We start from the raw sequence: 13,158 nt of genomic DNA, 5'->3' as shown, positions 1-13,158 counted from the left end.
ATCGCTTTGATTACGATCGTGCTAGTTTAGGATTTAGTTATCTTGAAATTTAGATTGTGTAGAAGCAACAGGAATAGATTTGTCTGTAAATGGATTAGTCTTTTTAAAAGCTGCACGAACAAATCCTAAAAATAATGGATGAGGATTGTTGGGACGAGAACGAAATTCAGGATGAAATTGAGTAGCAACAAAGAAGGGATGATTTGGCAATTCAATAATTTCTACCAAACGTCCATCAGGAGAAGTGCCGCTAATCTCGTAACCTGTTTCTAGCAACAAACTACGATAGGCATTGTTAAATTCATAGCGGTGACGATGACGCTCGTAAATCACCTCATTGTCATATAAAGAAAAGGCTACAGTGCCAGATTGTAAGCGACAAGGATAAGTTCCTAGGCGCATCGTACCTCCCAAGTCAATTACATCCTGTTGTTCTGGCAAGATATTAATAATTGGATTAGGACTGTTTGGATCGAATTCTGAACTATTAGCATCCTTTAATTTAGCGACGTTGCGCGCCCATTCGATCGCACTACACTGCATTCCTAAACATAAGCCCAAAAAGGGAATATTCGTAGTACGAGCATATTCAATCGCCGCCACCTTACCGTCTACGCCACGAATACCAAAGCCACCAGGGACAATTACCCCATTAACGTCATGTAAATATTTGGCTGCGTCATGAGTTTCGATATCTTCAGCACTTACCCAACGTATATTAACTTCACAATCAGCAGCGATCGCACTATGTCCCAAAGCTTCAACTACGGACAAATAAGCGTCACTCAATTGAATGTATTTACCCACAATAGCAATATTAATCTTCGGGCGCGTAGAGTTCAGTTTAGTAACTAAATCACGCCATTTTCGGAGATCGGGCTGACGTTGTTCTAGGTGCAATAATTCTAAAGTCTGTTGTGCCAACCCTTCTTTTTCGAGAATCAAAGGAACTTCATAGATGGTGCTGGCATCAAGGGAAGTAACCACAGAATTTACGTCAACATCGCAAAATTCGGCTATTTTTTCTTTTATTCCTGGGATCAACGGGCGATCGCTACGACAGACTAAGACATCTGGTTGAATCCCAATTGAGCGTAATTCTTTGACGGAGTGTTGGGTAGGTTTGGTTTTCATTTCCCCTGCTGCGCCGATCCAGGGAATAAGGGTAACGTGCATATAGATAGCATTATTTCTGCCGACATCCTTACGAAACTGTCTAATTGCCTCCATAAACGGCAACGATTCAATATCTCCTACCGTACCGCCAATTTCAATAATCACCACGTCTGAATTAGTATTATTAGCGACACGATGGATTCTTTGTTTAATCTCGTTAGTAATATGGGGAATTACCTGAACTGTACCTCCTTCATAGTCGCCTCGTCTTTCCTTGTTAATTACCGCCTGATAGATCGATCCCGTGGTTACGCTATTGAGGCGAGACATAGAAGTATCAGTAAAACGCTCATAGTGTCCTAGATCTAGATCTGTTTCTGCACCATCATCAGTTACAAATACTTCCCCATGTTGATAGGGACTCATGGTGCCAGGGTCAACATTGATATAAGGATCTAATTTTAAAATAGATACAGAATAGTCCCGCGACTTTAATAATCTGCCTAGACTAGCTGCTACAATTCCCTTACCAATACTGGAGACGACACCACCAGTAATAAATACAAATTTAGCCATAATAATTTCCCATATCCTCTGCCTAATGGTTTTTGAGTTCTAAATTAATTTGATAGTCAAAGTATTAAGGCTTACTCGCTTATTTTGATGTAGATTAAGGTAATCAAGTAAAAAATAACAAACTTATAATGATACTGGAAAAGGACAGCAAATACAAGTTTTTTGGCTCAAGTTTTGCTTAAATATCAATTTGCCAACGAGCAGCTAAGTAGTCGCGCACCTCAAAGAAATCTTGCCACTGAACGTAGGGCTTATTTTCTTCATCTAAATATGCTGGTAGGCGATCGCGAGCAAAAACTAAATCCGCAGCTAATGACATATTAATATCCGTGACCGAATCACCAATGGCAATTTTTTCTGCTGCTGGATATTTTTTCATTACCTCTGCTTTGGCAACTAATTCAGTTTTACTGCCAATTGCCGAATAAACTTGCAGATATTCGCCTGTAACGTCAACATCTCCTGCATAGATTGCTGATACGCCATCAATTAGCTGCTGATGTTTTAATACTGCTTTGACTATATCTGTTAGTCCACCTGAAACGACTACAAAAGGCACTTCACAATTATTAAGAAAATCTATCAATTCTTTCAGTCCAGGACGCACTGGACGGTAAGCAATATATTCAATAATTTGGGGATAATGTATGGCAGAAATTGAGCCTAAAGTTTGCCGTATTCCCTCGATTAGAGTCATTTTACGGCTGTATATTATAGGCAGAAGTTCGGCAGCTACTTCGGGGGCAAATTTTTCCAGTATTCTGACAAAAGTATCCTCAGTGGTAATTGTGCCATCAAAATCACAGAAAACAACTCTAGAAGATTTCATTATTATTAACAAAAAGTAGAACTTAAACTGGTTTCTTGCTTGACCAGAAAACGTTATGATCGACCCATGACTGACTAATTAACAATCAATAGTTAATATTATGGGAGAATCAAAACGTCGTAAAGAATCGCTAGGAAAACAATATGGGCAAAACTCGGAAAGAATTTTGCCTTGGATACCAATTACCAAAGCTCAATCAGAAAAATTTCTTAAACTAACTAGTAAAGGTGCTTGGATAGGTATAGCTATAATGGCTGCTGTCTGGTTTACCGTTAGATTTATTGGACCAGCATTTGGTTTCTGGGAAGTTTATTAGAAAAAGCCTCGGGTAAAATTTTAAGAACTAAAATTAAGATAGACAAATAAAGAGCAGGTTAAGAGATGAGCGAACAAAATCCCTACGAACAACTTGGGGTCACAGAAAATTCTTCTTTTGAAGAAATACAGGCTGCTAAAAAACGCCTGTTTGAGCAGCATAGCAATGATAGTAATGTCGTCGAACAAGTAGAAATTGCTTACGACTCAATCATTATGGATCGCTTACGTTTACGTCAAGAAGGTAAAATCAAAGTACCCGAAAAAATTCGCTTTCCTGAGCGCAGTGTAGAAAAAGCATTTAAAGTACCGCAAATTGTTAAGGAAGACTCTGCTGTTTGGCTACAAGAGCTAATAGACACCCCTTCTCAAGCTGATATTCTTTGGCCTACAGGCATTTTCTTGACTCTATCAGCGATCGCCGTTTTTTCTCAAAATTCAGCAGCTTCTATCGTTCCTCTCCTAATGGCTTTAGGCTTTATTGCCAATATCTATTTTCTCAATCGTAAAGAGGGACGTTCAGGGCGCGCATTTTTAATCAGTTTTATTGCTCTATTTGTCGGTATTGCTCTTGGTACTGGCTTGGCTAACCTGCTTTTCGGTCAGGGTGGTGTAACTGTTTTAGGTGTAGATCAATTTGCTTCTGCGGTAACTTTATGTCTATTTTGGCTAGTAAGCTGTTTTTTACGCTAGCTTTTCATTTTTTGACAACACCAGCACGGGTTAAACAAAATTCATCTTGGGCTAAATGTTTTTGATACTTGAAAAATAGCATTTAGCCTTTTTGCTGTCTTTTGCTCAAAACTTATCCAAGAGAGAAAATTTAAACGATAAAATATAGAAAAAGTAAGTATTTTTATTCTCGTGACCAATAATGACCCCCAACCCTAAAATTGTTCAATCAATTGAAAAGCTAGATTATCGTGTTACCGTTGGCGATGTAGCAGCACAGGCAGGGTTAGAACTAAATTTTGCCCAGCAGGGATTATTAGCCCTGGCAAGTGAGGCTGGGGGACATCTCCAGGTAGCAGAATCAGGAGACGTAGTTTATCTGTTTCCTAAAAACTTTCAAGGAATTCTGCGGAATAAGTACTGGCGACTGCGCTGGCAAAAAACTTGGTCGAAAATCTGGCGGGTTTTGTTTTATATAATTCGGATTTCTTTTGGAATTATTTTAATTGCTTCAATTTTATTGATGGCAGTGGCAATCATTGCCATTATAGTCGCTGCAAATTCGAGTAATGACGATAGAGAAGGTGGTAGTAATAGAAGCTATGGCGGAGGTTTCGGAGGAGGCTTTTTTGTACCTCATTTTTGGTTTGGCGATATTTTTTGGTTGTTCGATCCTGGCTACAATCGTCGTCGTCGCCAGCGCAGAAGACAGACAAGTAATTATCAGATGAATTTTCTAGAATCAGTTTTTTCCTTTTTGTTTGGAGATGGAAACCCCAATGCCGATCTAGAAGAACATCGCTGGCAAACTATTGGTTCGGTAATTCGTAGCCAAAGAGGTGCAGTAGCAGGAGAACAAATTGCGCCTTACGTGGACAAGATGGATCAAGATGAAGACTATATGCTTCCTGTACTGAGTCGCTTTAATGGCTATCCTGAAGTTTCACCTCAAGGAGAAATAATCTATTATTTCCCTGAACTTCAAGTAACGGCAAAAGATAGACAATCAGAACAAATCTCGGCTGCGGGGTATCTTGAGGAAAAACCTTGGCGTTTTAGTCAGGCTAATAGTGGTCAAATTACGATGGCTGCTGGTTTGGGTGTGTTAAACATTGTTTTGGCTTTAGTCTTAGGTAATCTTTTACAGGATGGTACGATCGCAGCAGAATTAGGTGGCATAGTAGCATTTGTACAGTCAATTCTAGTGCTACTGTTTGGCTACGGCGTGTTGTATTTATTAGTTCCTCTGGTGCGCTATTTCTGGATTCAGGGGCGCAACCCGAAGATTATTGAGCGCAATCAATCTCGACAACAAAGAGCGATCGCTCTCAACCAGCCCGATCAATCTCTACGTCAGAAACTAGCCTATGCTAGTCAGTTTGCTCAACAAAAAGTAATTAGCGATCGCGATCTGGCATACACTACCGAAGACGATCTTCTCGATCAAAATATTAGAAATGCTGACAAAATAGATCGAGATTGGCAAAAAGAATTAGAATCAGGCTCATAGGAGTAATCAATAGCCAGTTAGGGGCGTTTTGCCCTTCGGGTTCGGCACTTTGCTCAACGGAGGATACCTCCGCAACGCAAGTGCCTCACGAAAGGCCCGTACAGTAATTAATAATCAAAACATGAATAAAATTAAAGAAATATCTGGTAAAGCGATCGCGGTGATAGGAGATGATATAGATACAGATCGGATAATTCCCGCTCGTTTTCTGCGTTGTGTAACTTTTGATGGTTTGGGAGAACACGCATTTGCTGACGATCGCGCCCAGACTGAGGGCAAACATCCGTTCGATCAGCCTCATTATCAAGATGCTACTATTTTAGTCGTAAATAATAACTTCGGCTGCGGATCGTCCCGTGAACACGCTCCCCAAGCCTTAGCTAAATGGGGGATTAAGGCGATCGTCGGTCAAAGTTTTGCCGAGATTTTTTTTGGTAACTGCGTAGCGATAGGTGTTCCTTGTGCGATCGCTTACCCCAAAGAAATAAAACGGTTGCAGACATTGATTAGCGAAAATCCTCAAGCTAATTTAACTCTTAGTTTAGAAACAATGGAAGTCAAGAGCGATAATTTTTCCGTTCCAGTTGAGATGAATAAAGGCTCAAAACAAATGTTTCTAGAAGGCACATGGGATAATTGTGGACAGTTGGTTGGTAATGCCCAAGGCATTAAAGCTACAGCAGCAAAATTGCCCTATATTAACTGGAAAAATGCGTAGATTCGATTGTTAGCGATCGCACTACCTTCGTCTTAAAGGGTTTTGGCGGGATTGCTTTTGACTTTGCCGATACTACTATATTAGTTCCCTCGATCAATTTAACGATAGTGCTAGTAGTGCTATTTCGGCTTTTGGGGTACGTAACCCTGTGGCTATACTACCAATCGCGTTCTTGAATCTGTTGTTAGAGATGGTGCAACTATAATCAGTCATAGCGATCGAGATGTCTTGAAATTGATGTTTGAACTTTTCAATCTGTAACTCCTGGCTAAAATCAAATTCACATCAGCATATTTAATTTTAGCCAGCTACTTGTCAAACTTAATTTCACTCAATAGAGTAAACAACTTTTGCTTTAACAATCCAGCAGCTTCCTCTTCCGTGACATCATCCGTTGAAACAGACATATTTACCCACAAACAACTCCAGTCTCTTAAATCCGATAAGCCGAAAATCCAAGGTAATAAACGAGAAGAAAGATTATTGTTGGCTAATTCGCTAAACTGTTGAGAAGTAAAGGCTGTTTTTCCACTGGAATGTATACAGGTATCAAGATAAGTTTGATTGTTTTTATTCAGCAAACCATAAGAGCCAATCTGACTATCTAACTTAACTGCTATATCTTCAGGCTTTAGCTGCAATTCTAGATACTGATTCATTAAGCTCAAAGTTTCTCCCCGACTATTAGGAATAAAATATATCTCCATCCCCAAATTGTGTTTCTCTTCCTTATATTTTCTCCCTTCAGTCAATTCATATTCATAAGTCAATTTATCCGTTTTAATTGTCTCCCAACGATTCAAGGCAATACTTTTGGGAAATTTATTCTGATTGGGTTTAATTAAGACAAATATAGCTGATATCAAAATAGCAAAGCTATAGCTACCCAGAATTAACAGTCGTGACTTTTGCCAATTTAATTGAATCATACTTCGTTTATAGCTTCCCTTTTTCTTTCAATTAGCAACCAATAAACCAAAGCTAATAATAAAATTGCCAGTGTCGTAAAAATTTCTGCCCCTGCGCCACCATGCCAGTAATGAAAAGCTGATTTATGATTGCTAGCTACCAAAAAAGCCATCAAACAAAGGCGCATCCCATTAACTCCTAAAGCAATAAAGGTAGAGCATAAGCACAGAAATAATTGCTGTTTTTTCTGAATTGTAAAGTAGAGGCACATTACCAAACATGATTGCCATAACAATCCCAACAAATCAAAGCTGGAACAAGCCCCAGCAATTTTAATTGCTCCTGTGGGTAAAATAACTAAGTTATCGGTTTGAGATACATCAAAGCCGAGATACCATAGTATTAGCCAAGAAATCTTCGCATCTAGGATAGAAATTTTGTCTATAGGGGACAGTACCGCAGCGATATGCTCCCAAGGAATACCAGTTAAGCTGACAATAACAATTTCCCGCCAGTACTGACTTATTTTGCTAGCTTTAGATGCGACTAAATATATTGCTACAGCTGAGAATATAGGATACATTCGCGTAATGACATCAATTGAATGATTGTTGACAACTCCTCGAAATAGCAGCCAGGTAATTAAACTCAAACCAATAGCTGTAGAAATAAAGTCACTCTCAAAATCAAGCCAATTTCTTCTGCGCCAAGTAATTGATAGTGCTGCACACCAAAACAATAAATATACCGAACTATAATCTACCAAACACAAATTGAAGGCGATTAATAAACCAGCAATAGTTAAAAGCCAAAAACGATGATCGTCAAAACTAAGCTTATTTCTTAACTGAATCATTTTTAGTTTAATATCTTGCTCTTTGCTCTTGTCCAGTTTGTATGTTTCCAAATCAAAATAAAACATACACCAGAAATAATTGCTCCAATTGACCACTTCACCGTAGTTTTAAAAAGACTAGTTTTTTGCTGACTAAACTTAGTTAGAAGTTCTTGTTTTGTGGCTGCTTGTTTTTGTTTGGCTTGATCTAATAAATTACTTTTTAATTGCTGTACTGAAGTAACTTTAAGATCGGTAGTCTGTTGATAGTTTTGTAATAAATCATCGAGTTGTTTAGGGCTAGCTTGGTTTAGTTGTTGAGAATATTGTTGAACCTGAGACTTTTGTACATTAACTTGATTCATCATTTGAGCTTGCTCTAGGCGATGAATGCGAACGGCATTACCAACAATTATCGGAATAATTAAAAAGTAACTAATACCAATAACCAAAACAAACCATGACAAAAAAGACAACAGCCTAAATTCAGCTGGTTTAATCAAATCTTGGTCGCGGCGATAAAAGATGAGTAAAAATCCTAACAAAAGACCCCAAACCTTCTCAACCAAGTTACCTCCCGTACTGTAGGCAAAACCAGGCTCAAATACTTGTTTGGAGGCTAATAAAAAGGCATAATCTAATAATACCAAAAATAACATAACGTAGCCGACTAGATTAATAATATGTGTAGATTTTTGTTCAACTGCTATATTAATTTTTTTATAGGTAAGACTACTAGTTCGAGGTTTAGACTGAAAGCTTTTACGTAGTCGCCGAAGACGATATTTCAGCATACAGATTTAGCTATTGTTAGGAGATAGTTATGTTTTTTTATAACTTAGAAAACTATTAATGGCAATCGTTTAGATACGCGATCGCTTTAAGTCTTAATTCATCAGCAAACCGACGACTATCTCTCTTCTGTCAGATTATGAATAGCTTATTTCGTGAAATAAATTTGGGGGAATAAATTTAAAAAATATGACAATGCGAGAATATACTGAAAGGAAAAACAGAGATCTCACTGAAGTCATCTTTAGATAAAAAAGATAGCCTTTATATGTACTTTATATTTTTTCTTTATGCTTAATAAGTATTTTCAAGTAGCAGGTGTAACTATAGCTGCTCTTCTATCGTCAACTATGTTTGCCAAAAGCGCTAGTGCTTTAGATTTCAATTTTTCTTTCAATGATAATGGCAGTAATGTATCGGGAACTATTTTTGGTTTGAATGATGATACTAGCAGCCAAAGCTCATCATCAGTATCTCTTAGCACACCTAGCAATCTAACTTTTAATTCTCCAAACCTTAATTCATTTACCGTAGCTAATGGAGCAATTACTGGGGTTACTTACCGCTCTGGGACGATTCCTAATTTGCGATTTATTGATACATCAGACAATATACAGGGTTCTTATCGCGGAACTAGCCAACCTGTTTTTATTACTCCAGTAACTTTTTCTCAGGTTACAGGTGGGGCGACTCCCGTTCCTTTTGGTGTTGCTCCTAATATGGGAATCTTAATTCTAGGTGGAATGTTTGGAGCTTCTCGCTTACGCAATAAAATAGCTGCTCGCAAGCTTATTAATAGCGATCGAGCAACGTAAATGGTCTAAATCTATAGGCTATGAGGATATTTTATTTCTTTGAAAAATATCTCTGTAGATTGTATAGCAACCGAACTATAGATTATGACAGTGCATTTAACGTAAGGGCGCGTCTTGGTGAGCATTCCCTTGCGCCTATCGGCGACGCGGGGTCTCACCGCTTTCGCGAAACGCCCTTACAAAATCAGCGTAGAGTATTACCCTGGATAGAAATATCAAATTGAAACTACTATGCCCAAATATATTATGTGGGGAAGCTATTGCGAAAACGCCTTAGAAAAGCGTAGTCCTCACCGTCAAGCACATTTGGATGGTCTTGGCAGTCAAAAAGAACAGGGAATACTAGTTACTTTAGGACCAACCAAAGACAATACTCAGGTTTTTGGTATCTACGAAGCCGACAATCAAGAAACTGTTCGCCAGTTAGTAGAATCTGACCCCTATTGGCAAAATGGTATCTGGACTGAGTATCAAATAAAAGAATGGATTCAAGCTTTTTAGATAGCTAAAAAATCAGGAGCAGAATATATTCTGCTCCCAAAAATCTTCGCTTCTACCGATAATAAGTAACGTGAACGTTCAAAGAACTTAAATTCTTAATGTTAGAAAGAAATAAGCTCAGAAAAACTAAGAGACAAAAAGATCCTAACTAATCGGTTTTATAGCAAATGTTTGGCGATTAACTGTGATACTTGTTTGGGCTGCACTCTACTGTAGCGATTTCTGCCTGGCATAATCACTAGATTGGGAGCTTGCTTACATTGCTTCAAACAACCAGTAGTTATAATTTCTACTTCCTTGGTCATGTCTTTAGCTTGTAATGCCTGCAACATTTCATAAGCTGCTTTTCCGCCTTTTTGCCAACAGGTTGAGCTTTGACAAATTAGCACCTTGACTTTTGGTTTAGTGATTGTGGAAATTGTATTAGTGATAGCTTGTTTAGATAGTAACTCTATTCTGTAAGCTTTGTATTCAACCTTTTCTTGATGTAACTTGTTTTTACGCATTCCAGTTACTTTTAAATAGCAGCCAGGTTTGAGATATTTATTAAGAACATTTTTTTGTTCTTTAGCTACGACCATTGAATAGTCTTCTTCTGGGGTAGATAAATAGAGATGTTTGACGCAACCATGAGAATTGACTACAAAATCTTCTAACCTGCCCACAATAGTAAACTCAGATACTAGAGGCTGCACTGATGCCATCATATAAATCTCTACTAAACTAAATTTATTCTAATTGATTTTAATTGTCAAAAAGAGTTTACTTGTCTTGAGGTAAACTAATACCAGATGAAATAAAGTTGGCGACAGATGATATTTAGATAGGGGCGAACAGCCGTTCGCCCTTACAAGATGTGTTGCATTCTATTTTCTATTTGGTATAAGAATGACAGTAAATGGTAGTTTGGCAAAAATTTGATATTTTTAAGTAGGGTTATTTTTGAGCAAGAGATTTTTTTGATATGACATCTACTCCCGATCAGATTGGCGTAGCCGTAGTTGGTACAGGGTTTGGACAAAAAATACATATTCCAGGATTTAAGCATCATCCCCGCACTGAATTAGTAGCTGTATATAATCGCGATTTGAATAAAGCCAAAGAAATTGCTGACGCGAATAAAATTCATTATGCCTACAATAATTTAGATAAAATTCTTTCTTTACCTGAAGTAGATGCAGTAAGTATCTCGACTCCGCCATTTTTACATTATGAAATGGCAAAAAAAGTATTGGCAGCGAAAAAGCATCTGCTGCTAGAAAAACCCATGGCAATGAATGCCACTCAAGTCAAAGAACTATATCATTTAGCAGAGGCTCAAGGAGTTTGCGCGATCGCTGATTTTGAATTTCGTTATGTACCAGCTTGGCAACTGTTAGCCGAACATCTGCAAGATGACTATGTAGGTAAGAAAAGATTAATTAAAATTGATTGGCTAGTAACTAGTCGCGCCGATCCGCAACGGGAATGGAACTGGTATTCGCAAAAAGAGGCTGGCGGAGGCGCATTAGGTGCTGTAGCTTCCCATGCTTTTGACTATATTAGCTGGCTATTTGGTTCAGTATCTCGCCTAAGTGGCTATCTCAATTGTGCAATTCCCGAACGTCGCGATCGCCATGATCATGGCAAAATGAAGCCTGTTGATGCTGACGATACTTGCTTGATTATGCTGGAATTGACAGACGGAACACCCGTACAGCTATCTATTAGCTCGGTTACCTATGCAGGAAGAGGACACTGGGTAGAAATATATGGTGAAAAAGGAACATTGGTCTTAGGCAGTAGTAACCTCAAAGATTACGTTCATGGCTTTGAACTGTTTGCTGCGCCTGCTGGAAAGTCTTTAAAAAAAGTATCTATTCCCAAGGAATTGGATTTTACTCAGGTATTTACTGATGGTAGAATAGCTCCTTTTATTCGCGTCGTAGATCGCTTAGTAGCAGCTATTGATTCTGGCACATCTCTTGTTCCCTCTTTAAAAGAAGGAGTATACTCTCAATTATTAATGGATCTAACTCATCAGTCCGATCGACAGCAGAGTTGGGTAGACGTACCTGATATTGAAGCATTTTTGAAGTCTTGATTACATTTTATGATTATGTCTAAATAAGGACATTTTCTTAACATTTAGTAACAAGTAATCGTTGCTAAAACCATTATGATTTGTGTATAAGAAACAAATAATTTTAACTATCCACTTGCTTTGGCAAAGCAAAACTGTTTTCTGCTAAAAAAAGTGACTGGTGTTTCGGTCTTTTTATAACTCCTTTAAAACAATTTATTCTTATTTTCAGTAAAATTGTATTACGAGGTGAAATATCACTCATGGCATTTGTAACATCAATTAAACGCTACTCCATAGAAACGATTAAAGAAGAAGTCCATAGCTTGATCGAGAGTGGCATTATTACCCAGAATCAGCCGCTAAAAATTTTGTACGATTATTTACCAGCGCAACAGTGGAAGAACATTGAATGTGAACTAGAAAAACACGACTATCTTTTACGCGATCGCATTATCGATCTGGTTGGTAAACTGAAATGGGAAAGTGATTAAAACTTAATTACTATTTTTTTACTCAACAGAAGGATAAGGTTTTTAAGGAAATCTCATCCTTTACTACATCCATCTTCTCAAACGATAAATAGCAATACCAATGTATTCTTTTAAAACTTGAGTGGTGCGGTCAAGGCTTTCTGTATTGGGAAAAAAACTCAGTATTTGCGATTCGGCAGAAAATGTATGCTCAACTAAATTGCGATCGCTAATCAGAAAATCTGTGGGTGCAGCAATGGGATTCATACCCTGCTTTTTAAAAATACCCATAGAGCGTGGCATATGAGCAGCAGAGGTAACAAGAATAATTTTCTTAATGTTTCGACGCTCTAAAATTTCTTTGGTATAAACAGCATTTTCGTAGGTATTTAAGGCTCTTGACTCTAAGAGCATGACATCGCGAGGAATACCCATCAGTTCTAAAATCGTCGCCATACTTTCAGCTTCGGAGGATTCGCCTCCATACCATTGAATCCGTCCTCCAGTCAGGATAATCAACGGAGCAACCCCATCTTTATATAGTTTAACTGCATATAGCAGGCGATCGCCGCGATCGCTCATATCTGGCAATATTCTTGGTGGTTCATTGTTTCTGGTAGCTCCACCCAAAACCACAATTGCCCCTGCCGAAGGCATATTTTTCTGGGGTAGATACTGTCTTTCTAGGGATCTAGTCAAATTATTGCTAACTCTGACATTACTAGCGATAACTAAAATTAAAAAAGCCAGTAGAACAGGAATAAAAGACCAGCGAGAACGTTTAAAATAAAGCCATAAGGCTACTAATAATAAAAGACAGGAAAATCCTAAAGGATAAATAAATAAAGGTAATAATTTAGATAAAAATAAAAAACTCATCGAACATCAAGTAATCAGAAAAACAATTAGCTACGAGGCTAGCATCTTTAGATAATGATGTTGCTGAATGAAAGCCAGAAAATTTAGTGGTCAACCTTCTGGATCTTTCATAACAGCCTGAAGCTATAAACAGCATTATTGATTTATCTCCTCGAT

The 13,158-nt window shown here is 38.0% G+C and carries 15 protein-coding genes; 8 read left to right on the top strand and 7 right to left on the bottom strand.

What is annotated here, in order from left to right; all coding sequences use genetic code 11:
* Window positions 1-33: 33 nt before the first annotated feature.
* Entirely contained in the window at window positions 34-1,692 is a 1,659-nt protein-coding gene (locus tag SLP02_RS23360; RefSeq protein ID WP_319423123.1) for a CTP synthase, read from the bottom strand.
* A 178-nt stretch (window positions 1,693-1,870) separates the two neighbouring features.
* Window positions 1,871-2,521 carry an HAD-IB family phosphatase gene (locus SLP02_RS23355; protein WP_319423122.1) on the bottom strand — a complete coding sequence of 217 codons (651 nt, stop codon included), beginning with the start codon at window positions 2,519-2,521 and terminating at the stop codon, window positions 1,871-1,873.
* A gap of 100 nt (window positions 2,522-2,621) precedes the next feature.
* Between SLP02_RS23355 and SLP02_RS23350 the strand changes: the two genes are divergently transcribed.
* The 4 genes from SLP02_RS23350 (at window position 2,622) to leuD (ending at window position 5,736) form a co-directional block, all read left to right on the top strand.
* The gene (locus tag SLP02_RS23350) at window positions 2,622-2,837 is read left to right on the top strand and encodes a DUF2839 domain-containing protein (RefSeq protein WP_319423121.1); all 216 of its coding nucleotides are present in this window, start codon (window positions 2,622-2,624) and stop codon (window positions 2,835-2,837) included.
* A gap of 65 nt (window positions 2,838-2,902) precedes the next feature.
* Complete coding sequence (locus SLP02_RS23345; protein ID WP_319423120.1) at window positions 2,903-3,529, top strand: CPP1-like family protein; 627 nt, start codon at window positions 2,903-2,905, stop codon at window positions 3,527-3,529.
* Between the two features lie 181 nt (window positions 3,530-3,710).
* Window positions 3,711-5,018: a hypothetical protein gene (locus SLP02_RS23340; RefSeq protein WP_319423119.1), complete on the top strand. Its 1,308-nt coding sequence runs from the start codon at window positions 3,711-3,713 to the stop codon at window positions 5,016-5,018.
* Between the two features lie 121 nt (window positions 5,019-5,139).
* Entirely contained in the window at window positions 5,140-5,736 is a 597-nt protein-coding gene (leuD, locus tag SLP02_RS23335; protein WP_319423118.1) for a 3-isopropylmalate dehydratase small subunit, read from the top strand.
* 308 nt (window positions 5,737-6,044) lie between these two features.
* On the opposite strand, the gene SLP02_RS23330 is transcribed toward leuD, so the two are convergent.
* Genes SLP02_RS23330 through SLP02_RS23320 form a run of 3 tightly spaced genes read right to left on the bottom strand, consistent with a single transcriptional unit; the run spans window position 6,045 to window position 8,274 of the window.
* The gene (locus tag SLP02_RS23330) at window positions 6,045-6,665 is read right to left on the bottom strand and encodes a hypothetical protein (RefSeq protein WP_319423117.1); all 621 of its coding nucleotides are present in this window, start codon (window positions 6,663-6,665) and stop codon (window positions 6,045-6,047) included.
* A complete protein-coding gene (gene crtA / locus SLP02_RS23325) occupies window positions 6,662-7,501 on the bottom strand; it encodes a cyanoexosortase A (protein WP_319423116.1) in 840 nt (279 codons plus the stop codon). The genes SLP02_RS23330 and crtA overlap by 4 nt, the downstream gene beginning before the upstream one ends.
* Window positions 7,502-7,503: 2 nt before the next feature.
* Window positions 7,504-8,274 carry an HpsJ-like protein, cyanoexosortase A-associated gene (locus SLP02_RS23320; RefSeq protein WP_319423115.1) on the bottom strand — a complete coding sequence of 257 codons (771 nt, stop codon included), beginning with the start codon at window positions 8,272-8,274 and terminating at the stop codon, window positions 7,504-7,506.
* Window positions 8,275-8,622: 348 nt separating this feature from the next.
* Between SLP02_RS23320 and SLP02_RS23315 the strand changes: the two genes are divergently transcribed.
* Together SLP02_RS23315 and SLP02_RS23310 are read left to right on the top strand one after the other, a co-directional pair.
* Window positions 8,623-9,087 (top strand): PFE-CTERM domain-containing protein, encoded by a 465-nt coding sequence (locus SLP02_RS23315; RefSeq protein WP_319423114.1) that lies wholly within the window; start codon window positions 8,623-8,625, stop codon window positions 9,085-9,087.
* A 231-nt stretch (window positions 9,088-9,318) separates the two neighbouring features.
* Window positions 9,319-9,588 carry a YciI family protein gene (locus SLP02_RS23310; RefSeq protein ID WP_319423113.1) on the top strand — a complete coding sequence of 90 codons (270 nt, stop codon included), beginning with the start codon at window positions 9,319-9,321 and terminating at the stop codon, window positions 9,586-9,588.
* A gap of 158 nt (window positions 9,589-9,746) precedes the next feature.
* On the opposite strand, the gene SLP02_RS23305 is transcribed toward SLP02_RS23310, so the two are convergent.
* A complete protein-coding gene (locus SLP02_RS23305) occupies window positions 9,747-10,295 on the bottom strand; it encodes a (2Fe-2S) ferredoxin domain-containing protein (protein ID WP_319423112.1) in 549 nt (182 codons plus the stop codon).
* 257 nt (window positions 10,296-10,552) lie between these two features.
* On the opposite strand from SLP02_RS23305, the gene SLP02_RS23300 reads away from it, so the two are divergent.
* Both SLP02_RS23300 and SLP02_RS23295 read left to right on the top strand, forming a co-directional pair.
* Window positions 10,553-11,671 (top strand): Gfo/Idh/MocA family protein, encoded by a 1,119-nt coding sequence (locus tag SLP02_RS23300; protein WP_319423111.1) that lies wholly within the window; start codon window positions 10,553-10,555, stop codon window positions 11,669-11,671.
* 242 nt (window positions 11,672-11,913) lie between these two features.
* Entirely contained in the window at window positions 11,914-12,144 is a 231-nt protein-coding gene (locus SLP02_RS23295; RefSeq protein ID WP_319423110.1) for a DUF4327 family protein, read from the top strand.
* Between the two features lie 63 nt (window positions 12,145-12,207).
* Here SLP02_RS23295 and SLP02_RS23290 read toward each other — a convergent pair whose 3' ends face one another.
* The gene (locus tag SLP02_RS23290; RefSeq protein ID WP_319423109.1) at window positions 12,208-13,002 is read right to left on the bottom strand and encodes a YdcF family protein; all 795 of its coding nucleotides are present in this window, start codon (window positions 13,000-13,002) and stop codon (window positions 12,208-12,210) included.
* Window positions 13,003-13,158: the final 156 nt, after the last annotated feature.

This window comes from Pleurocapsa sp. FMAR1 (assembly GCF_963665995.1).
GTDB lineage: Bacteria > Cyanobacteriota > Cyanobacteriia > Cyanobacteriales > Xenococcaceae > Waterburya.
This window is presented reverse-complemented; position numbering and strand designations above follow the sequence as displayed.